Source organism: Synechococcus sp. FACHB-909, assembly GCF_014698945.1.
GTDB lineage: Bacteria > Cyanobacteriota > Cyanobacteriia > PCC-6307 > Cyanobiaceae > Cyanobium.
In genome coordinates, this window is sequence record NZ_JACJTY010000006.1 from 58,951 (window position 1) to 77,673 (window position 18,723).

At 69.2% G+C, this 18,723-nt stretch carries 31 protein-coding genes and 1 tRNA gene; 3 read left to right on the forward strand and 29 right to left on the reverse strand.

The features are described 5' to 3' along the window. Nucleotides 1-4 precede the first annotated feature (4 nt). Together H6G99_RS10570 and H6G99_RS10575 are read left to right on the forward strand one after the other, a co-directional pair. Nucleotides 5-925 (forward strand): serine hydrolase, encoded by a 921-nt coding sequence (locus H6G99_RS10570; protein WP_190611503.1) that lies wholly within the window; start codon nucleotides 5-7, stop codon nucleotides 923-925. Nucleotides 926-952: 27 nt separating this feature from the next. Beyond that, on the forward strand, nucleotides 953-1,603 hold the full coding sequence (locus H6G99_RS10575) for a GAP family protein (protein ID WP_190611504.1): 651 nt from the start codon (nucleotides 953-955) through the stop codon (nucleotides 1,601-1,603). Nucleotides 1,604-1,664: 61 nt separating this feature from the next. On the opposite strand, the gene H6G99_RS10580 is transcribed toward H6G99_RS10575, so the two are convergent. Both H6G99_RS10580 and alr read right to left on the reverse strand, forming a co-directional pair. Next, a tRNA-Ser gene (locus tag H6G99_RS10580) sits at nucleotides 1,665-1,753 on the reverse strand. Between the two features lie 18 nt (nucleotides 1,754-1,771). Then, nucleotides 1,772-2,995, reverse strand: coding sequence for an alanine racemase (gene alr, locus H6G99_RS10585; protein WP_190611505.1), 1,224 nt, complete (start codon nucleotides 2,993-2,995; stop codon nucleotides 1,772-1,774). 74 nt (nucleotides 2,996-3,069) lie between these two features. Between alr and H6G99_RS10590 the strand changes: the two genes are divergently transcribed. After that, nucleotides 3,070-3,570: an HNH endonuclease gene (locus tag H6G99_RS10590; RefSeq protein WP_015109429.1), complete on the forward strand. Its 501-nt coding sequence runs from the start codon at nucleotides 3,070-3,072 to the stop codon at nucleotides 3,568-3,570. A 26-nt stretch (nucleotides 3,571-3,596) separates the two neighbouring features. Here the strand turns inward: H6G99_RS10590 and prfA are convergent, their stop codons facing one another. From prfA to rplB, 27 genes are all read right to left on the reverse strand, one after another. Continuing rightward, a complete protein-coding gene (gene prfA / locus H6G99_RS10595; protein ID WP_094586005.1) occupies nucleotides 3,597-4,712 on the reverse strand; it encodes a peptide chain release factor 1 in 1,116 nt (371 codons plus the stop codon). A 111-nt stretch (nucleotides 4,713-4,823) separates the two neighbouring features. Continuing rightward, the gene (rpmE, locus tag H6G99_RS10600; protein WP_094586006.1) at nucleotides 4,824-5,120 is read right to left on the reverse strand and encodes a 50S ribosomal protein L31; all 297 of its coding nucleotides are present in this window, start codon (nucleotides 5,118-5,120) and stop codon (nucleotides 4,824-4,826) included. 8 nt (nucleotides 5,121-5,128) lie between these two features. Continuing rightward, the gene (gene rpsI / locus H6G99_RS10605; protein ID WP_015109426.1) at nucleotides 5,129-5,536 is read right to left on the reverse strand and encodes a 30S ribosomal protein S9; all 408 of its coding nucleotides are present in this window, start codon (nucleotides 5,534-5,536) and stop codon (nucleotides 5,129-5,131) included. Next, nucleotides 5,533-5,985 (reverse strand): 50S ribosomal protein L13, encoded by a 453-nt coding sequence (gene rplM / locus H6G99_RS10610; protein ID WP_015109425.1) that lies wholly within the window; start codon nucleotides 5,983-5,985, stop codon nucleotides 5,533-5,535. The genes rpsI and rplM overlap by 4 nt, the downstream gene beginning before the upstream one ends. A 146-nt stretch (nucleotides 5,986-6,131) precedes the next feature. After that, nucleotides 6,132-6,977 carry a tRNA pseudouridine(38-40) synthase TruA gene (gene truA / locus H6G99_RS10615; RefSeq protein WP_190611636.1) on the reverse strand — a complete coding sequence of 282 codons (846 nt, stop codon included), beginning with the start codon at nucleotides 6,975-6,977 and terminating at the stop codon, nucleotides 6,132-6,134. Next, nucleotides 6,974-7,324 carry a 50S ribosomal protein L17 gene (rplQ, locus tag H6G99_RS10620; protein ID WP_015109423.1) on the reverse strand — a complete coding sequence of 117 codons (351 nt, stop codon included), beginning with the start codon at nucleotides 7,322-7,324 and terminating at the stop codon, nucleotides 6,974-6,976. Before rplQ ends, truA begins: the two co-directional genes overlap by 4 nt. Nucleotides 7,325-7,370: 46 nt before the next feature. Continuing rightward, on the reverse strand, nucleotides 7,371-8,309 hold the full coding sequence (locus tag H6G99_RS10625; protein ID WP_094586008.1) for a DNA-directed RNA polymerase subunit alpha: 939 nt from the start codon (nucleotides 8,307-8,309) through the stop codon (nucleotides 7,371-7,373). An 82-nt stretch (nucleotides 8,310-8,391) separates the two neighbouring features. Beyond that, nucleotides 8,392-8,784 (reverse strand): 30S ribosomal protein S11, encoded by a 393-nt coding sequence (rpsK, locus tag H6G99_RS10630; RefSeq protein WP_094586009.1) that lies wholly within the window; start codon nucleotides 8,782-8,784, stop codon nucleotides 8,392-8,394. 171 nt (nucleotides 8,785-8,955) lie between these two features. Further along, on the reverse strand, nucleotides 8,956-9,321 hold the full coding sequence (gene rpsM / locus H6G99_RS10635) for a 30S ribosomal protein S13 (RefSeq protein ID WP_094586010.1): 366 nt from the start codon (nucleotides 9,319-9,321) through the stop codon (nucleotides 8,956-8,958). A 66-nt stretch (nucleotides 9,322-9,387) separates the two neighbouring features. Continuing rightward, nucleotides 9,388-9,501, reverse strand: coding sequence for a 50S ribosomal protein L36 (rpmJ, locus tag H6G99_RS10640; RefSeq protein ID WP_006173336.1), 114 nt, complete (start codon nucleotides 9,499-9,501; stop codon nucleotides 9,388-9,390). Nucleotides 9,502-9,544: 43 nt separating this feature from the next. Further along, nucleotides 9,545-10,096: an adenylate kinase gene (locus H6G99_RS10645; RefSeq protein WP_190611506.1), complete on the reverse strand. Its 552-nt coding sequence runs from the start codon at nucleotides 10,094-10,096 to the stop codon at nucleotides 9,545-9,547. Nucleotides 10,097-10,120: 24 nt separating this feature from the next. Further along, complete coding sequence (gene secY, locus H6G99_RS10650) at nucleotides 10,121-11,440, reverse strand: preprotein translocase subunit SecY (protein WP_190611507.1); 1,320 nt, start codon at nucleotides 11,438-11,440, stop codon at nucleotides 10,121-10,123. A 107-nt stretch (nucleotides 11,441-11,547) separates the two neighbouring features. Then, nucleotides 11,548-12,003, reverse strand: a complete 456-nt coding sequence (rplO, locus tag H6G99_RS10655) for a 50S ribosomal protein L15 (protein WP_094586013.1) — start codon at nucleotides 12,001-12,003, stop codon at nucleotides 11,548-11,550. A gap of 8 nt (nucleotides 12,004-12,011) precedes the next feature. After that, entirely contained in the window at nucleotides 12,012-12,677 is a 666-nt protein-coding gene (rpsE, locus tag H6G99_RS10660) for a 30S ribosomal protein S5 (protein ID WP_015109416.1), read from the reverse strand. A 14-nt stretch (nucleotides 12,678-12,691) separates the two neighbouring features. Then, the gene (gene rplR, locus H6G99_RS10665; RefSeq protein WP_094586014.1) at nucleotides 12,692-13,057 is read right to left on the reverse strand and encodes a 50S ribosomal protein L18; all 366 of its coding nucleotides are present in this window, start codon (nucleotides 13,055-13,057) and stop codon (nucleotides 12,692-12,694) included. A 32-nt stretch (nucleotides 13,058-13,089) separates the two neighbouring features. Continuing rightward, nucleotides 13,090-13,629 (reverse strand): 50S ribosomal protein L6, encoded by a 540-nt coding sequence (rplF, locus tag H6G99_RS10670; RefSeq protein WP_094586015.1) that lies wholly within the window; start codon nucleotides 13,627-13,629, stop codon nucleotides 13,090-13,092. A gap of 16 nt (nucleotides 13,630-13,645) precedes the next feature. Continuing rightward, the gene (gene rpsH / locus H6G99_RS10675; RefSeq protein ID WP_015109413.1) at nucleotides 13,646-14,047 is read right to left on the reverse strand and encodes a 30S ribosomal protein S8; all 402 of its coding nucleotides are present in this window, start codon (nucleotides 14,045-14,047) and stop codon (nucleotides 13,646-13,648) included. A gap of 20 nt (nucleotides 14,048-14,067) precedes the next feature. Continuing rightward, a complete protein-coding gene (gene rplE, locus H6G99_RS10680; protein WP_094586016.1) occupies nucleotides 14,068-14,607 on the reverse strand; it encodes a 50S ribosomal protein L5 in 540 nt (179 codons plus the stop codon). A 122-nt stretch (nucleotides 14,608-14,729) separates the two neighbouring features. Continuing rightward, nucleotides 14,730-15,086 (reverse strand): 50S ribosomal protein L24, encoded by a 357-nt coding sequence (rplX, locus tag H6G99_RS10685; protein ID WP_190611508.1) that lies wholly within the window; start codon nucleotides 15,084-15,086, stop codon nucleotides 14,730-14,732. 1 nt (nucleotide 15,087) lies between these two features. Next, nucleotides 15,088-15,453, reverse strand: a complete 366-nt coding sequence (gene rplN / locus H6G99_RS10690; RefSeq protein ID WP_015109410.1) for a 50S ribosomal protein L14 — start codon at nucleotides 15,451-15,453, stop codon at nucleotides 15,088-15,090. A 10-nt stretch (nucleotides 15,454-15,463) separates the two neighbouring features. Then, nucleotides 15,464-15,715 (reverse strand): 30S ribosomal protein S17, encoded by a 252-nt coding sequence (gene rpsQ, locus H6G99_RS10695; protein ID WP_094586018.1) that lies wholly within the window; start codon nucleotides 15,713-15,715, stop codon nucleotides 15,464-15,466. Nucleotides 15,716-15,732: 17 nt separating this feature from the next. Further along, nucleotides 15,733-15,945, reverse strand: coding sequence for a 50S ribosomal protein L29 (gene rpmC, locus H6G99_RS10700; RefSeq protein WP_094586019.1), 213 nt, complete (start codon nucleotides 15,943-15,945; stop codon nucleotides 15,733-15,735). 2 nt (nucleotides 15,946-15,947) lie between these two features. Then, the gene (gene rplP, locus H6G99_RS10705; protein WP_094586020.1) at nucleotides 15,948-16,406 is read right to left on the reverse strand and encodes a 50S ribosomal protein L16; all 459 of its coding nucleotides are present in this window, start codon (nucleotides 16,404-16,406) and stop codon (nucleotides 15,948-15,950) included. A 16-nt stretch (nucleotides 16,407-16,422) separates the two neighbouring features. Further along, entirely contained in the window at nucleotides 16,423-17,151 is a 729-nt protein-coding gene (gene rpsC, locus H6G99_RS10710) for a 30S ribosomal protein S3 (RefSeq protein ID WP_094586021.1), read from the reverse strand. Nucleotides 17,152-17,170: 19 nt separating this feature from the next. Continuing rightward, a complete protein-coding gene (gene rplV / locus H6G99_RS10715; RefSeq protein WP_015109405.1) occupies nucleotides 17,171-17,530 on the reverse strand; it encodes a 50S ribosomal protein L22 in 360 nt (119 codons plus the stop codon). Nucleotides 17,531-17,534: 4 nt separating this feature from the next. Next, the gene (rpsS, locus tag H6G99_RS10720) at nucleotides 17,535-17,810 is read right to left on the reverse strand and encodes a 30S ribosomal protein S19 (RefSeq protein WP_015109404.1); all 276 of its coding nucleotides are present in this window, start codon (nucleotides 17,808-17,810) and stop codon (nucleotides 17,535-17,537) included. A gap of 35 nt (nucleotides 17,811-17,845) precedes the next feature. Further along, a complete protein-coding gene (rplB, locus tag H6G99_RS10725) occupies nucleotides 17,846-18,709 on the reverse strand; it encodes a 50S ribosomal protein L2 (RefSeq protein WP_094586022.1) in 864 nt (287 codons plus the stop codon). Nucleotides 18,710-18,723 lie beyond the last annotated feature (14 nt).

Here is an 18,723-nt window from a genome sequence, read left to right on the forward strand (position 1 = left end):
GCTGATGGCGTTCTACAGCCCGGATCCGGCCATGGGCGAGGCCCTCCGCCAGCTGATCGGCCGACTGGAGGCGGAGGGGCGCCCGGGGCTGGGGGAGCAGATCTCCGTCACCTGGCTCCGCTACGGCGATTCCCTGGTGGGCGCGGCCGAGGGCCTGGGCCAGGAGGAGTTCTGGGGCCGGACGGTAACCGGCGCCTCCTGGGCGGGTCCGACGCCCCGCTATCCCGCCAGCGTCGTGAAGCTGGTCTATCTGGTGGCGGCCGAAGCCTGGCTGCAGCGCCAGCTGATCGAGGACGGACCGGAGCTGCGCCGGGCCCTGGCCGACATGGTGCGCGATTCGGGCAACGATGCCACCAGCCTGGTGGTGGATCTGCTCAGCGGCACCACCAGCGGTCCGTCCCTGCCGCCGGAGCGCCATGCCGCCTGGTGCCGCCAGCGCCAGGTGGTCAACGACTGGCTGGCCCGCCTCGGCTGGAGCGAGGTGGCGGGGGTGAACGCCTGCCAGAAGACCTGGGCGGAGGGCCCCTACGGCCGCGAACGGGACTTCTACGGCGCCGAGCTGGAGAACCGCAACCGCCTCAGCACCGATGTCACGGCCCGCCTGCTGCACGCCGTGATGGCCGGCGCGGCGGTCTCCCCCCCGGCCTGTCGCCGCATGACGGCGCTGCTGCACCGCTCCCTCGACCCCCAGGCCCGGGCCGCCGATCCCGAGAACCAGGTGGATGGCTTCCTCGGGGCCGGCCTGCCCGAGGGGGCCCGGCTGTGGAGCAAGGCCGGCTGGATGAGCCAGGCGCGCCATGACGCCGCCTACGTGGAGGTGGACGGGAGGGCGCCGATGCTGCTGGTGGTCTTCAGCGAGGGTCGGGTCCGGGCCGCCGACGAGACCCTGCTGCCGGCCATCGCCGCCGCCCTGCTGGACGCCTGACCCTGCCCCGCTGACTGCCCCGCCCCAGTGACGTCCCCGCCCCTCGATGTGGTTCCCCTCGCCCTGGGGGCGGCGGTGAGCCCGATGCTGCTGGTGGGACAGATGCGCACCCTCACCGCGCCGGGGTCCGGCGTGCGTCAGAGCTGGGCCTACGTCGCCGGCAACGCCGTCGTGGTGGCGGGCTGGGCTCTGGTGGGGCTGGGCTCGGGGGGCTCCCTGCCGACCCGCGCCGCCGCCGGCGCCGATCCGGTGTCCGCCGGCCTGCGGCTGGTTCTGGCCGCCGTGCTGCTCGCCATCGGCGCCCGGGCCCTGCACAGTGAGGGGCCATCGGCCTCCACCGCCCCGGGGGGGCAGTCCCTGGGCCGATCCTTCGGGCTGGGGATCGCCCTGATGGCCGGCAACCTCACCTCCCTGGTGCTCTACCTGCCGGCACTGCAGGACCTGGCCCGTTCCGGCCTGGCGGCGGCCCCCCTGGCCGCCCTGGTGCTGCTGGTGAGCCTGGTCACCCTGGCGCCTTCGCTGCTGCCGCCGCTGGTCCTGGTGCTCACGGGGGCCTGGGGTCGGGCCCGCCTTGAGCAGCTCTGCCACTGGACCGTGGCCCACCAGGGCCGGATCAATGGCGGTCTGTGCTTTGTGTTCGCGGCCTATCTGGGCTGGAGCGGTGTCGCCAGGCTCTGAGCGGACCTGGCGACGGGGGCCCGGGAAGGGCCCTGGGGTCGGCCCACCGAAGGGCCTGGAACGGAGAGGGAGGGATTCGAACCCTCGACAGAAGTTGCCTCCTGTAACTCCTTAGCAGGGAGCCGCTTTCAACCACTCAGCCACCTCTCCAGTGGCACAGCGAGCTTATCAGGGCTCGGACTCGGACCCCGGCGGCAGGGGCGCCCCCGGGTCCGGGGGCACGGCCAGACGCGGCAGGCGGTGCTTGAAGCCGCAGAGGATCTCCCAGGGGATGGTGCCGCAGCGCTCGCTCCAGTCGAGGGGGCTGATCGTCTCCCCCTCCTGCTTGCCCAGCAGGGTGACCATGCTGCCCACCTCGATGCCGGGGGCCTCGGTGGCGTCGATCACCAGCTGGTCCATGGTGATGGCGCCCACCTGGGGCAGGCGCCGGCCCTCGAAGAGGACGTCCATGCGGTTGGAGAGCTGGCGGGGCACCCCGTCGGCGTAGCCGATCGACACCACCGCCAGCCGGCTGGGCCGGCTGGTGCGGTAGCGGTGGCCGTAGCTGACGCCGACCCCCGCCCCCACCTGGCGCAGCAGGGTGACGCGGGCGTGGATCTGCAGGGCCGGCCGCAGGGGCACCACGCCGGCCAGGTGGGCCGCCGGAGGCTGGCCGTAGAGGGCCAGCCCCACCCGGACCAGGTCGTAGTGCTGAGCGTGCCCCCGCAGGGTGGCCGCCGAATTGGCAAGGTGACGGCAACAGGCCTCCAGGCCCTGTTCGGCCAGGCTGGTGAGGACCGTCTCGAAGCGCTGCTGCTGCAGCGCGTTGAGGCCGTCGTCCTCCCCGGGGGCGGCATCGGCGCAGGCCAGATGGGAGTAGAGGCCCGCCAGCTCGAGGGCCTCCATGCCCTGCAGGGCCGCCACCAGCCTGGGTCCCTCCTGCCAGTCGGCGCCGAGGCGGGCCATGCCGGTGTCCAGCTTCAGCTGCACGGTCATGGGGCGGCCGCTGCCGCTGGCCAGGTTCTGGCAGAGCAGGGCTTCCCGCATGCTGCTGAGGGTCGGCATCAGCTGCCAGCGCAGGCAGCTGCGCAGCTCCTCGGGCTGGGTGAGGTTGCCGAGCACCAGCACCGGAGCGGAGATGCCGGCGCGGCGCAGCTGCAGCCCCTCACCCAGGGTGGCGACCCCGAAACAGGACGCCCCCGCCTCCAGGGAGGCGCGGGCCACCGTCAGGGCGCCGTGGCCGTAGGCGTCGGCCTTGACCACCGCCATCAGCTGGGTGGCCGGGCCGATGTGGCGCCGCAGGGCCCGCACGTTGGCCTGGATGGCCGCGGTGTTCACCTCCACCCAGGCCCGCTGCCGCGACTGGCGGGTCTCCTCCGTCGCACTGGCGCTGGCGAGCGAAGCGGTGGTCATGGGCGACGCCTGAGGGGGTGGACCATGGAAATCATGGGAATCCCGTTAGCATGCCGCGTATCCAGCGGACGGGAATGGGCCACGTACTCGTTCTGAATGCGTCCTACGAACCGCTGAACATCACCACGTGGCGGCGCGCCATGGTGATGCTGCTCAAGGGGAAGGCCGAGGGGCTCGAGCACGACCCCGAGCGGACGATCCGTCCGGACCATTTCCTGCCCACGGTGATCCGGCTGCGCCAGTTCGTGCGGGTGCCCTACAAGCCGCTCCCCCTCACCCGCCGCAACGTCTTCCATCGTGACGGCCACGCCTGCCAGTACTGCGGCTACAGCGGCGAGCAGCTCTCCATCGACCATGTGGTGCCCCGCAGCCGGGGCGGCACCGACGTCTGGGAGAACGTCACCACCGCCTGCCTGCCCTGCAACGTGCGCAAGGGCAACCGCACCCCGCGGGAGGCGGGGATGCCCCTGGCCCGGGAGCCCCGCCGCCCCCTGGGCAGCCTGAGCTTCGAGGCCAACCGCCGCATCCGCTCCGGTCAGCACCAGGAGTGGGCCAAGTACGTCATCGGCGCCTGACCCGACTCGCGTCGTCACCGGGCCCCTCAGCCGCCGGTCCCGGTGGCTTCGAGGGCGAGGGCCTCCAGACCCTGGCGCTGCTCCTCGGCGATGCAGGCGCCGATCAGGTCCTCGATCTGGCCGGCCAGCACGGGCTCGAGGGAGAAGTTCCGCCCCAGACGGTGGTCGGTCACCCGGTTGTCCTTGGCGTTGTAGGTGCGGATCTTCTCGCTGCGGTCGCCGCTGCCCACCTGGGCGCGGCGCACGGAACGCTCGGCGGCGTTGGCTTCCGCCAGCTGGCGCTCGTAGAGCTTGGCCCGCAGGATCTCCATGGCCCGCTCCCGGTTCTGCAGCTGGGAGCGCTCCTGGGTGCAGAACACCCGGATGCCGGTGGGCTTGTGCAGCAGGTCGACCGCCGTCTCCACCTTGTTGACGTTCTGGCCGCCGGCGCCGCCGGAGCGGGCCGTGCTGATCTCCAGATCCCCAGGGTCGATCTGCACCTCCACCGGGTCGGCTTCGGGCATCACCGCCACGGTGGCGGTGGAGGTGTGCACCCGCCCCTGGGATTCGGTGGCCGGGACCCGCTGGACACGATGCACGCCCGCCTCGAACTTGAGCCGGCTGTAGACCGCTTCACCGCGGATGGCGAGGATCAGCTCCTTGTAGCCCCCCAGATCGGCCTCCGAGGCGCTCACCGGCTGCACCTGCCAGCCCTGGCCCTGGGCGTAGCGCTCGTACATGCGGGCCAGATCCCCCGCCCAGAGGCTGGCCTCATCACCGCCGGCACCGGCGCGGATCTCCAGCATCACGCTGCGCTCGTCACGGGGATCCGAGGGCAGCAGGCTCAGGGTGAGGCGGTCGTTGAGGGCGTTGATCAGGCCCTCGAGGCTGACCAGCTCCTCCGTGGCCAGGGCCGCCAGTTCCTCGCCGGCGGGGTCGTCGCGGTGGGCCCGCAGCAGGGCGCGGGCCTCCTCCCGTTCCTGCTCCAGCTTGCGCAGCCGCTGGTAGTCGTTGACCAGGGGCTCCAGCCGCGCCCGTTCCCGGGCGATCGCCTGCAGCCGGGCCGGATCGGAGGCCACCGCCGGATCCGCCAGCTGGCGCTCCAGTGTCTGGAAGGTGCGGCAGGCGGTGTCCAGCCGGGATTGCAGCAGCTCGGAATCCATGGGGCGGCACCGGCAATAAAAAGGGCCGGGTGCGTCAGGCACCCGGCCAAAGCAGAACCGGACCGTCGCGTGGTCCGGGGGGCCGAGGGATCGCTCAGGCCTAGAGACGCGTCAGGCTTCGGAGGCGGCCGGCTCTTCGGCCGGGGTGGCGGCGGCTTCGGTGGCCTTGGCGGCCTTCTTGGCACCCGAGGCGGAATCGGTGCTGCCCATGCCGTACTTGCGCATGAAGCGGTCGACCCGGCCCTCGGTGTCGAGGATCTTCTGGGTGCCCGTGTAGAAGGGGTGGTTGCCGCTCCACACGTCGACCGTGAGCTCGGGCTGGGTGGAGCCGGTGGTCATCACCACCTCTCCGTTGCAGATCACCTTGGCGTCCGGATACCAGGTGGGATGGATGTCGGCTTTCGGCATGACGGAAATCAGCGCTTGGAGAACTGGGGAGCCTTGCGGGCTTTCTTGAGGCCGTACTTGCGACGCTCCTTGGCCCGGGGATCGCGGCTCAGGTGGCCTTCGATCTTGAGGGGTTTGCGGTTGTCGGGGGAGAGATCGCAGAGGGCACGGGCCGCACCCTGCTTGATGGCATCGGCCTGGCCGGTGAGGCCGCCGCCGCGCACGTTGACCAGGAGGTCGTACTGGGCTTCCAGACCCAGGGTCTGCAGGGGAGCCTTGACCGCCGCCAGATAGACGGGGTTGTAGTTGAGGTAGTTGTCGCCGGGGCGGCCGTTGATGGTGACGCTGCCGCTGCCGGGGACGACCCGCACACGGGCGACGGCGGTCTTGCGACGGCCCGTGCCCCAGTAGACGACGCGGTTGGAGGTGCTGGTCATTGGGCGGCGGCGGCGGGATCGAGGGCGAGGGGCTGGGGCTGCTGGGCTGCGTGGGGATGCTCGGCACCCTTGTAGACCTTCAGCTTGCGGAACAGCTGGCGGCCCAGGGCGTTGTGGGGAAGCATGCCCTTGATGGCCTTCTCGATGATCCGCTCCGGCAGGCGGGCCTGCAGGTGCTCGAAGGTTTCGGTCTTCATGCCGCCGGGACGGCCGGAGTGGCGCCGGTAGATCTTCTGGGTGGCCTTGTTGCCGCTGACGCGCACCTTGTCGGCGTTGATCACCACCACGAAGTCACCCGTGTCGAGGTGGGGCGTGAAGGTGGGCTTGTTCTTGCCGCGCAGCACCTGCGCCACTTCACTGGCGAGACGGCCGAGGGTCTGGTCCGCTGCGTCGACCAGATACCACTGGCGCTCGAGCGAATCGATGGAGGGTGGGGTTGTCTTGTTCATCGCGCCGGCGGGCCGGTTTGGGGTGAGCCCATCGCAGCCGGATGGGTCGGGACAGGAAGATTCGACCCTACCGTGTCGCCGGATCCGGCGAATTCGGAGAGGCACCGGCTGCCTGGGGCCACCGGACGGGGCTCCCTGCAGGGCACTCAACCGATCGGATCGTCGCCGAAGGGATCGGCGGGAGGATCGCGCGATTCCAACAGAAATCGCGGTTGACAATCATACCAGGCGGCCTCAGGGAACACCGGCTCCGGGTAGCCCACCCGCAGCAGGCAGAGACCCTGGGGCGGCGCGGCCTCCTTCACGGCGTGGCGGGCGCCGCTGCGCCAGCGGTGCAGAAACTCCGAAGCCGCCAGGCGACCCTCCCCCACCGCCACCAGCTGGCCCATCAGCAGGCGCACCATGCCATAGAGGAAGCCGCTGGCCTGCACCTCGGTGACCAGCAGATCACCGCGGCGCTCCACGTGCACCTCCTGGAGGGTGGTGCGGGCATGGGCGCGGCGGCTGCCCGCGCGCTGGAAGGCGGAGAAATCGTGCTCGCCCAGGAGGGCCTCGAGGCACCGGGCCATCAGGGCCTCATCCAGACGCCACTGGTAGCGGTGCCAGCTCCAGGGGGCCAGGAAGAGGTTGGGGGTGCGGCCGTTGTGGATCGTGTAGCGGTAGCGCCGGTAGGTGGCGCTGAAGCAGGCGTGCCAGTCGCCGGTCACCTCGGCGGCGGCCCGCACCCGGACCGTGGGCGGCAGGCGGCCGTTGAGGGCCTTGGCCCAGCGGGTCACGGGGATGGGACCGGCGGCATCGAAGTGCACCACCTGGGCGGCGGCATGCACCCCGGTATCCGTCCGGCCCGCCGCCACCGCCCGGACGGGCCGGTGCGGGTCGAGGGCCTCGATGGCGGCCTCCAGGGTTTCCTGGACGCTGATGTGATGGGCCTGCCGCTGCCAGCCGTGGAAGGCGGCTCCGTCGTACTGCAGCGAGAGGGCGATCCGTTTCAGACCAGCTCGATGATGGCCATCTCGGCGTTGTCGCCACGGCGGCGCACCGTGCGGATGATGCGGGTGTAGCCACCCTGGCGATCGCCGTAGCGGTCTTGGGCCTTGTCGAACAGGGCGTGCACCAACTGCTTGTCGTAGATGTAGCCGATGGCGCGGCGGCGGGCGGCGAGGGTGCCGTCCTTGGCCAGGGTGATCATGCGCTCGGCTTCATCACGCAGGGCCTTGGCCCGGGCCTTCGTGGTGGTGACGCGGCCTTCACGGATGAGCTGGGTGGTGAGACCACGCAGCATGGCCTTGCGTTGGTCGGCGGGGCGTCCCAGCAGGGGGACTCGGCACTGGTGTCGCATGGTGGGGACGGGGCGGGTGGCGAAACGGGGAAGGGGAAACCGCCTTTCAGCCGCTGGTGCGGCTCTGGGGCAGGGAGATGCCGATCCTCTCGAGAGCCTCGATCACCTCGTCGGCGGACTTGGAACCGAAGTTCTTGATCTCCAGCAGGTCTTCGTAGCTGAAGCCCATGAGGTCGGAGACGGAGTTGACCTGGGCGCGCTTGAGGCAGTTGTAGGCGCGCACGGAGAGGTTCAGCTCCTCCAGGGGGATCTGGGCCTCGGCCGACGGCTCGGGTTCCAGGCCGGGCTCCTCGGTCATGGTGAGGGTGGCCAGGGGCTGGAACAGGCTGATCAGCTGGTTGGCGGCCTGGGCCATGGCGTCGTCGGGGGTGACGCTGCCGTTGGTCTCGATCTCGATGCGCAGGCGCTCGTGGGCCGAACCGCCCTCGCCGACCGCCGTCTCATCGACGGTGTAGTTGACCCGGCGGACGGGCATGAACACCGCATCGATCTGCAGGAGATCGATGGCGGAGGTGTCCTCGTTGTGGCGATCCACCGGCCGGTAGCCGACGCCGCGCTCGACGTGAACCTCCATCTCCAGGCTGTGGCCCTCGGCCACGGTGGCGATCTCCCGGTCGCCGTCGATCACCTGAACCTGGGGAGAGAACTGCAGATCCGAGGCGGTGACCCTGGCCGGGCCGTTCACCATCAGACGGCCGATCTCCAGGTCGCGGCTGCGGCTGTTGACCGGCACCGACTTGCAGTTCAGCAGGATGTCGAGCACGTCCTCGCGCACACCGGGAACCGTGGCGTACTCGTGGTTGACCCCGGAGAGACGCACCGCCGTGATGGCGCTTCCCTCGAGACCACCGATCAGCACGCGCCGCAGGGCGTTGCCGAGGGTGGTCGCCTGACCCCGGTCCAGGGGGCCGATCAGGAAGACGCCCGTCTGGGAACGGTCGTCGGCGACCTGGTGCTCGACCCGATCGATCTGGTAGTGCAACACGGTCTGAGGAGGTGAAAAGGGAACGGTGGCCGCGACGGCGGCCCGGGGAAGGCGGGAAGGAGGCCGGAGGAACTCCGGGGGCTCAGACCCGGCGGCGCTTGGCCCGGCGGCAGCCGTTGTGGGGCAGGGGGGTGACGTCGCGGATCAGGGTGATCTCGAGACCGGCCACCTGCAGGGCGCGGATGGCGGTTTCACGGCCGGAGCCGGGGCCGCGCACCAGCACTTCGATCTGACGCATGCCCTGCTCGAGGGCGCGACGGGCGGCGGCTTCGGCGGCGGTCTGGGCGGCGAAGGGGGTGCCCTTGCGGGCTCCCTTGAAGCCGCTGGCGCCGGCCGACGACCAGCTCACCACCTCACCGGCGGTGTCGGTGATGGAGACGATCGTGTTGTTGAAGGTGCTCTGGATGTGCGCGACGCCATTGGGCACGTTGCGCTTGGCCTTCTTGGGGCCGGTCTTCTTGGCTGGTTTGGCCATGGCGGTGACCCCGCGGCTGCGGGGAGGTGATCGGAGGACTGGGGGGGAGCCCCGGTGACGACCTCCGCAAGGGGAGGGCGGCGGGACTGTGGCCCGGTGGCTGCCGCGAGGGGCCACGGGCCGGGAGATGGTGCAGGCAGGGAAGGCAGGGCGGGCCCGGAGGCCCGGACCTCACTTCTTCTTGCCGGCGACGGTCTTGCGGGCGCCGCGACGGGTACGGGCGTTGGTGCGGGTGCGCTGGCCGCGCACGGGCAGGCCCATGCGGTGGCGGCGACCCCGCAGGCAACCGATGTCCTGCAGGCGCTTGAGGGCCATGCCCTCTTCGCGGCGCAGGTCGCCCTCGAGGACGAAGGAGTCGGCGGCGCCGCGCAGCTTCTGCACGTCGCCGTCGCTGAGGTCCTTCACCCGGATGTCGGGGCTGACCCCCGACTTGGCGAGAATCTTGCGGGCCCTGGTGAGCCCGATCCCGTACACGTAAGTGAGTGAGATCTCAACCCTCTTGTCACGAGGGATATCGACACCGGCGATCCGAGCCACGTCAGGAAACGATCAGAGGGCAAAGGGGGTGGCGGCCGAAGGCGGCCGCCGTGGAAGCGTGGGGGGTCAACCCTGACGCTGCTTGTGCTTCGGGTTGGTGCAGATCACCATGACCCGGCCGTGGCGACGGATCACCCGGCATTTGTCGCACATCTTCTTGACTGAGGCACGCACCTTCATGGGCGTTGTGCTCTCCGAATTTGCAAACAGCTACCTTATCACATCAGTCCGTCAAGCTGGCTACGATCCTCTCCGCGATCGCCTCCACGGTGCCGGAAGCCTCCACGTTGCAGAGCAGGCCCAGCTGGCGGTAGTGGTCGATCAGGGGGGCGGTCTGCTCCTGGTACACCACCAGGCGGTTGCGGATCACCGCTTCGTTGTCGTCGGCCCGGCCGCGGGAGAGCAGGCGCTGGATCAGCACCCCGTCCTCCAGCTCCAGCAGCAGCACCCGTTCGATGCGCTGGTCGAGCTCCGCCAGCAGGTCGTCGAGGGCCTCGGCCTGGGCGAGGTTGCGGGGGAAGCCGTCGAGGAGCCAGCCGCCCGTGTGGCCCTCGAGGCGGCTGCGCACGATCGCCAGCACCAGGGTGTCGCTGACCAGCTCGCCCCGGGCCATCACCGCCTCGGCCTCCTGGCCCAGGGCGGTGCCGGCCTTGACCTCCGCCCGCAGCAGATCACCGGTGGAGAGATGCAGCAGCTGGTGACGTTCAGCCAGGAGCTCGGCTTGGGTGCCCTTGCCGGCGCCGGGGGGACCGAGAAAGAGGAGTCGCTGTTTCATGGGAAGGGAAACGGGAGAAGGGACCTACTGGCGGACCAGTCCTTCGTAGCGCTGGGAGATCACGTAGGTCTGGACCTGCTTGGCGGTGTCGATGGCCACGCCCACCAGGATCAGGAGGGAGGTGGCCCCGAGCCCCTGGAAGGTGCGCACCTGGGTCGCGCCTTCCACGGCTGAGGGGATGATCGCGATGGCGCCCAGGAACAGGCCCCCCAGCAGGGTCAGGCGGTTGGACACGCCCGAGAGGTAGTCGGCGGTGGCCGAGCCCGGCCGCACCCCGGGGATGGCGACGCCGGAGCGCTTCAGGTTGGTGGCGATGTCCACCGGGTTGACGGTGAGGGAGGAGTAGAAGAAGGCGAAGCCGCAGATCAGGGCGAAGTACACCACGGCATAGACCCAGGGGGTGCTGCTGGTGGGGTTGAGGTAGCCCGCCACCCGGATCAGCCAGGGGCTCTTGGTGAGGTTGGCGATGGTGAGGGGCAGGAAGACCACTGCCGAGGCGAAGATGATCGGCATCACGCCGCCGGCATTGAGCTTCAGGGGCAGGTAGCTCTGGCGGGAGGCCAGGGTGCTGGCCCCGCCCACCTGACGTTTAGCGCTGACGATCGGGATACGGCGGCTGCCCTCCTGAAGGAAGATGATCCCCACGATCGTCACCAGGAAGACGAGCACCAGCACGACGATGCCGCCCACCGTGGCCCGGTCGCCGCTCTGGGCCAGCTGGATGGTGGAGCCGAGGGCCTTGGGCAGGGTGGCGACGATGTTGATGAAGATCACCAGGGAAGCCCCCTGGCCGATGCCCCGCTCGGTGATCACCTCGCTGACCCACATCACCACCATCGATCCGGTCACCAGGGCCAGGCTCGTCTGGACGACGAACAGCCATTCCGGCAGGCCCGGCAGGGCGTACTGCCGCAGGATCAGGGCGAAGACGATGCTCTGGAGGATGCCCCAGCCCAGGGCCACGTAGCGGGTGATCTGGGCCAGCTTGCGGCGCCCGGCTTCCCCCTCGTTCTTCTGCAGCTCCTCGAGCTGGGGCAGGGCCGCCGTCATCAGCTGGATGATGATCGAGGCGTTGATGAAGGGCAGGATGCCGAGGGCGAACACGCCCAGGGTCGACAGGCCGCCGCCGGTGAAGATGTCGAGGAAGCCGATCAGCTGGCCCCCCTGGCGGATGAAGTCCTGGAAGGCGACCCGGTCGATGCCGGGCACCGGGATGTAGATGCCGAGTCGCACCAGCAGCAGCAGGCCCAGGGTGGTGAGCACCCGATCCCGCAGGCCCTTCGACTGGACCAGCTGGACGAGGATTTCAGCGGCGCTCGGATTGCGCCCCCGGCTGAGGAGCATGGTGATGTCGGGAGTGGAGGGAACGGGGCGCTACGACCGGAGCCGCCTGCCGCAGCACAAGGCTACGGGCAGGCGGCTCGCGGCTGGGGACAGGGCAGGGCCCGGCCTCAGTCGATGATCTCGCAGGTGCCGCCGGCGGCTTCGATCTTGGCGCGGGCCGAGGCGGTGAAGGCGGCGGCGTGGACGGTGAGTTTCACCTTCAGTTCGCCGTTACCGAGCACCTTCAGCGGGTAGCGGGGGCTGGTGACCAGACCCGCCTGCTCGAGGGACTCGAGGCTGACCGTGCTGCCGGCCTTCAGCTCACCCAGCCGCGACACGTTGATCACGGTGTAGTGGGTGGGGTTGATGACCGGGAAGTGCTTGAGCTTCGGGATCCGGCGGTAGAGGGGCATCTGGCCACCCTCGAAGCCGGGGCGGGTGGGCCGGCCGGAGCGGGACTTCTGGCCGCGCATGCCGAAGCCGCAGCTGGCGCCCTGGCCGGCGGCGATGCCGCGACCCTTGCGCAGCTTGCGCCGGCGCGAGCCCGTCTGGGGCTGGAGACTGTTGAGAGAGAAGGACGTCATGGCGGGCCTCAGGAGTAGATCTGCTCGAGGGAGATGCCCCGCTCCTTGGCGGTCTCCTTGTGGGTGCGCAGGCCTTCGAGGGCCTGCATGGCGGCGCGGGCGTTGTTGAGCGGGGTCTTGGAGCCCAGCCGCTTCGCCAGCACGTTCTTGATCCCGGCCAGTTCGAGCACGGTGCGGATCGAACCGCCCGCGATCACCCCGGTACCGGGGGCGGCCGGCCGGATCAGCACGCTGGCGGCGCCGTCGCGGCCGTTGCTGAGGGTGGGGATCGAGCTGGTGCGGGTGAGGGGCACCTTGACCAGATGCTTCTTGCCGTCGGCCACGCCCTTGCGGACGGCACCGATGACATCGCCGGCCTTGCCGACGCCCACACCCACCTGGCCGCGTTCGTTGCCGACAACGACGATGGCCCGGAAGCTCATCTTCTTGCCGCCCTTGACGGTCTTGGAGACGCGGCGGATCTGAACCACCCGCTCCTGCCATTCGGAGTCGCGTTCCTGGCCGCGGCGGTTGTCGCGGCCACGGCCGCCGCCACCGCGGCGGTCACCCTTGGCATCGCCGCGGCCACCGCCGCCGCCGCCCCGGCGCTGCTCCTGCTGGCCTTCGGCAGCGGCGGGGACGTCGGAGGCCGCAGGCACGGCACCGGTCTGGATCTGGTCGTTGGTTTCGGTCATGGTGAGAGCAGGGATCAGAACTGAAGGCCCGCTTCCCGGGCGGCGTCAGCAAGGGCCTTGACCCTGCCGTGGTACAGGTTGCCGCCGCGATCGAAGACCACCTGCTGGATGCCCTTGGCGAGGGCGCGCTGGGCGACGAGCTGGCCCACCGCGATGGAGGCATCGCAGTTGGCACCCACCGTGACGCTGGTGCGCAGGTCCTTGTCGAGGGTGGACGCGGCACAGAGGGTGCTCTGGGCGTCGTCGTCGATGACCTGGGCGTAGATGTGGTTGTTGGAGCGGAACACGGCCAACCTGGGACGGTCGGCAGTGCCGGAGAGCAGACGACGCAGGCGGCGGTGACGCTTCTGGGTCTGCTGTTTGCGGGAGAGGGTAGACATGGGGGATCAGACGGATGACGCTCGAGCAGACCTCATTTCTTGCCGGTCTTGCCGGCCTTGCGCAGAATCCGCTCACCTTCGTACTTGATGCCCTTGCCCTTGTAGGGCTCGGGCGGACGGATGCCGCGGATCTTGGCCGCCTCGTTGCCCACCAGCTCCTTGTCGGGGCCGGAGACGAAGACCGAGGTGTTGTTCTCGACCGAGAAGGTGACCCCTTCGGGGGGAACCATCTCCACCGGGTGGCTGTAGCCGGCGCTGACCACGAGCTTGCGCCCCTGGACCTGGGCGCGGTAGCCCACGCCGACGATCTCGAGCTTGCGGGTGAACCCCTGGCTGACCCCTTCCACCATGTTGGCGACGAGGGTGCGGCTGAGGCCGTGACGCTCCCGGGAGCGGCGGTGGCTGCTGGTGGGACTGACCACCACCGTGCCGCCTTCCTGGCTGACGCTGACGCCCTCCGGGAGAACGCGGCTGAGTTCCCCCTTGGGGCCCTTCACGGTGACCGCCAGGCCATCGAGGCTGACGGTGACCTTGTCGGGGATGGGGATCGGGGCTTTACCGATACGAGACATGGAACAACTCCTGGGATCAGTAGACGTAGCAGAGCACTTCGCCGCCGACGCCCTGCTTGCGGGCATCACGGTCGCTCATCACACCCCGGGAGGTGGAGATGATCGCCACGCCGAGGCCGCCCAGCACCTTGGGCAGCTGGCGGGTGTTCTTGTAGATGCGCAGGCCGGGCTTGCTCACCCGCTGCACGGAGCGGATGGTGGGCTGACGGTGCTTGCCGCTGTACTTCAGCTCGAGCACCAGCTGGCGCTGCACACCTTCACCTTCCTCGGCGATGGCGCCGATGAAGCCTTCCTGGTGCAGCACGTTGGCGATGCTGCGGGAGAGCCGGGAGGCGGGAATCCTGGTGCGCTCGTGGCGCTTCTCACTCGCATTGCGAAGGCGAGTGAGCATGTCTGAGATCGGGTCGTGGTTGGCCATGGTCGTGTCCGGGAGGGGGCTCAGGTATTGCGGAACGGCATTCCCATTTCGCGGAGGAGGGCCCGGCCCTCTTCGTCGTTACGGGCGTTGGTCACGATCGTGACGTCCATCCCCCGGATGGCATCGATCTTGTCGAAGGAGATCTCGGGGAAGATGATCTGCTCCCGGATCCCCAGGGTGTAGTTGCCCCGGCCGTCGAAGCTCTTCGGGCTCACACCGCGGAAGTCGCGGATGCGAGGCAGCGCCAGGTGGATGAGACGCTCGAGGAAGGCATACATCCGCTCGCCCCGCAGGGTGACGGCCACGCCGATCGGCATGCCCTGGCGGATCTTGAAGGCGGCGATGGCCTTCTTGGCGCGGGTCACCACCACCTTCTGACCGGTGATGGTCGCCAGTTCGGTGATCGAGGCCTCGAGGGCCTTGGCGTTCTGGGCGGCTTCACCGAGGCCCCGGTTGACGGTGACCTTGACCACCTTGGGAACCTCGTGGACGTTGGAGAGGTTGAGATCCTTCAGCAGCTTGGGCTGGATCGTCTCCCGGTAGCGCTGTTTGAGTGACATGACGGGGGGATGGGGGGGCGCTTCTGGACGTGGTCAGAAGGCGGACGGGGAAGGGAGGCAGGGACGCGGAGCGTGGGGGGCGTCGCGGAAGGGTGTGTGGGCGGCGACGCGTTCGGGGGCGGTCAGTCGAGCACCTCCCCTGTCTTCTTGAGGCGGCGCTTCTTGCTGCCGTCCTCCTGGACGACGATTTCCACCCGGCTGGCCACCTTGTTGGCGGTGGAGTACAGCATCACGTTGGAGGCGTGCAGGGACGCCTCTTCGGTGACGATGCGGCCGGTCTCGCCCTCCTGGGTGGGCTTGACGTGGCGGGTGCGCAGGTTGATGCCCTGCACCACGACACGGTTCTCGTTCGGCAGGGTGCGCAGCACCTCGCCGGTCTTGCCCCGGTCCTTGCCGGCGATCACCTGGACGGTGTCGCCCTTGCGGATGCGCATCTTGACGCGCTGGACGGGCCGGGCCTTGGGGGTTGCGGTGGCCATCTCAGATCACCTCCGGGGCGAGGGACACGATCTTGGTGAAGTTGCGCTCGCGCAGCTCACGGGCGACCGGGCCGAAGACGCGGGTGCCCTTGGGGTTGTTGTCGTTGCCGAGGATCACCGCGGCGTTGTCGTCGAAGCGGATGGCGTTGCCGGTGTCCCGGCGCAGCGTGGCCCGGGTGCGCACCACCACGGCCTTGACCACATCCGACTTCTTGACGCCCATGTTGGGCATGGCGTCCTTGACGGCGGCCACGATCACATCGCCCACGTGGGCGTAGCGACGGTTGGTGCCGAGCACCCGGATGCACTGGATGCGCTTGGCGCCGCTGTTGTCAGCGACGTTGAGGAAGGTTTCCTGCTGAATCATGGGGAGTTCCTCAGCCGGCGCTGGTGGGGGAGAGAACCTCAGCGACGGCCCATCGTTTGGTGCGGCTGAGGGGGCGGGTCTCGGTGATCCGGACCCGGTCACCCACGCGGCAGCTGTTGGCTTCGTCGTGGGCTTTGTAGCGGGTGGTGCGGCGGACGGTCTTCTGATAGATGGGATGGGGGAAGCGGTTTTCCACCGCCACCACCACCGTTTTGTCCATCTTGTCGCTGACGACGGTGCCGACCCTTTCCTTGAGTGCCATGGGGATCGAGGGGGGAATCAGGAGGCGACGGTGGAGCGTTGACGCTCCTCCTGCACCGTCAGCAGGTGGGCCAGCTTGATGCGGGACTCCTTGAAGCGGTGCGGGTGCTCCAGACGGCGGGTGGCCTGCTGGAAGCGGAGGTCGAACAGTTCGCGACGGACGCCATCGATCTGTTCGGCGATCTGGGCGTCGCTGAGCGAACGCACATCGGTGATGGTGGGACGGGCCATGGTCAGGATTCCACTGCGAGGGCGGGTTCGGGGGCGGCTGCCACCTGATCGGCCAGGGCGAGGAACTTCGTCTTGAGCGGCAGTTTGAACTGGGCCAGACGCATGGCTTCCTTGGCGATTTCGGGCGTGATCTCGGGGCCACCCATCTCGAAGAGAATGCGGCCCGGCTTGATCACGGCCACCCAGAATTCCGGGTTGCCCTTACCGGAACCCATGCGGGTTTCGGCAGGCCGCATGGTGACGGGTTTGTCGGGGAAGATCCGGATCCAGATCTTGCCCCCCCGCTTGACGTAGCGGGTCATGGCACGGCGGCTGGCCTCAATCTGACGGGAGGTGATCCACCCGCACTCCTGGGCCTGCAGGGCGAAATCGCCGAAGGCGATGGTGTTGCCGCGCGTGGCGATGCCGCGCATGCGGCCTCGCTGCTGTTTTCGGAACTTGACGCGTTTTGGACTCAGCATGGTTCAGGCCTCCTGATCACTCCTCGTTGGAGCGGTCTTCGAACTGTTGCGGCCGGCGGTTGGCGCGGCGTTTCGGTGCTCCACCCACGGGCAGCTGGTCTTGCTGACCGGGAAGCACCTCCCCTTTGAACACCCAGACCTTGATGCCCAGGACCCCATAGGTGGTGGTGGCCACCTTGGTGGCGTAGTCGATGTCGGCGCGGAGCGTGTGCAGGGGCACGCGACCCTCGCGGGTCCACTCCGTCCGGGCGATCTCGGCGCCGTTGAGGCGTCCGCTCACCTGGAGCTTGAGACCCAGCACCCCGGCCCGCTGGGCGCGCTGCACCGCCATGCGCATGACGCGCCGGAAGGCCACCCGCTTCTCCAGCTGCTGGGCGATGTACTCGGCCAGCAGGAAGGCGTCGGCGTCGACCCGCTCCACCTCGACCACGTTGATGCGCACCTGACGGTGGGCGTCGCCGAGGGTCTTCTGGATGCCGGTGCGCAGCTCTTCGATGCCGCTGCCCTGGCGGCCCACGAGAACGCCCGGACGGGCGGTCTTGAGTTCCACTTCGAGCTGGTCGGCCTTACGGGCGATCAGCACGTCGCTGATGCCGGCGGCGGCGTACTTCTTGTTGATGAACGACCTGATCCGGTCGTCCTCCTGAAGGAGGACGGGGTAGGTCTTGCTTGGGGCGTACCAGCGGGAGCGGTGTTCCTGGGTGATCCCCAGGCGCAGGCCGGTTGGATGGATCTTGTGTCCCATCGGGCGGTGTCCTCGGGGGTCAGGCGGTGGGCGCTGCCACAGCAATGCTGATGTGGCAGGTTTGCTTTTTGATGGCGTAGGCGCGGCCCTGGGCCCGGGGCCGGAACCGCTTCAGGGAGGGTCCCATGTCGGCGCTGGCCTGGCTGATGACCAGGGTGGCCGGATCGAGGCCGAGGTTGTGCTCGGCATTGGCGACCGCGGAGCGGAGCACCTTGGTGATCGGGCCCGTGGAGCGGTAAGGCATGAACTCGAGCATGATCAGGGCGTCGCGGTAGGTGCGACCCCGGATCTGATCGAGAACCCGGCGCACCTTGGACACGGAACCGCGGATGAAGCGGCCGTGAGCCAGGGCCTGGGTGTCGGGTGTGGTGGTTGCCATCGGATCAGCGGCCTCCCTTCTTGTCTTTGATGTGACCGCGGAACGTGCGGGTGGGGGCGAATTCGCCCAGCTTGTGGCCCACCATCTGCTCCGTCACGTAGACGGGCACGTGGGCCTTGCCGTTGTGAACGGCAATGGTGTGGCCGATCATCATCGGCAGGATGGTGGAGGCCCGTGACCAGGTCTTGATCACGGTCTTGTCGTCGGCAGCGTTCTGCTTCTCCACCTTGCGAAGCAGGTGGTCGGCGACGAACGGGCCTTTCTTGAGTGAGCGTCCCATGGCGGATCAGGCGAACAGCAGAGCGGTGTGGGTCATCAGGAGTCGCGTCCGCCACGGCTCCGTTTGGAGGTGCGGCGTCGTTTCCGCAGCACGAACCGGTTGCTCGGCTTGTTGCGCTTGCGGGTCTTGAGGCCCAGGGCGGGTTTGCCCCAGGGCGTGACCGGACCGGAACGGCCGATCGGTGCCCGGCCCTCGCCACCACCGTGGGGGTGGTCGCAGGGGTTCATCACGCTGCCGCGCACTTCCGGACGGCGGCCCAGCCAGCGCTTGCGGCCGGCCTTGCCGAGGCTGGTGTTGCGCTGCTCGGCGTTGCCCACCTCACCGAGGGTGGCGTAGCACTCGCGGCGCACCAGCCGCACCTCGGTGGAGGGCAGCTTGAGGGCGACGTAGTCCCCTTCCTTGGCCACCACCTGGGCGCTGGCCCCGGCGGTGCGGACCATCTGACCGCCGCGACCGGCGTAGAGCTCCACGTTGTGGACGCTCGAGCCCAGGGGGATGGCCGAGAGGGGCAGGGCGTTGCCGTTCTCGATCGGGGCGTCCGGGCCGGAGATGACGCTCTGGCCCACCGCCACGTTGGCGGGGGCAAGGATGTAGCGCTTCTCGCCGTCGGTGTAATAGAGCAGCGCCAGACGGGCGTTGCGGTGTGGGTCGTAGTGGATCGCGGCCACCTTGGCGCTCACACCGTGCTTGTCGCGACGGAAGTCGACGATGCGGTAGAGGCGCTTGTGGCCACCGCCGCGGTGGCGGCAGGTGATCACGCCGCGGTTGTTGCGGCCCTTGTGGCGGTGCTTGGACACCACCAGGCCCCGTTCCCGGTTCTTGCCCGTGATGTCACTGAAATCAGTGACGACCAGCGTGCGGGTGCCGGGGGTGTTGGGCCTGTAGTTGCGGATTGCCATGACGTTTCAGACCC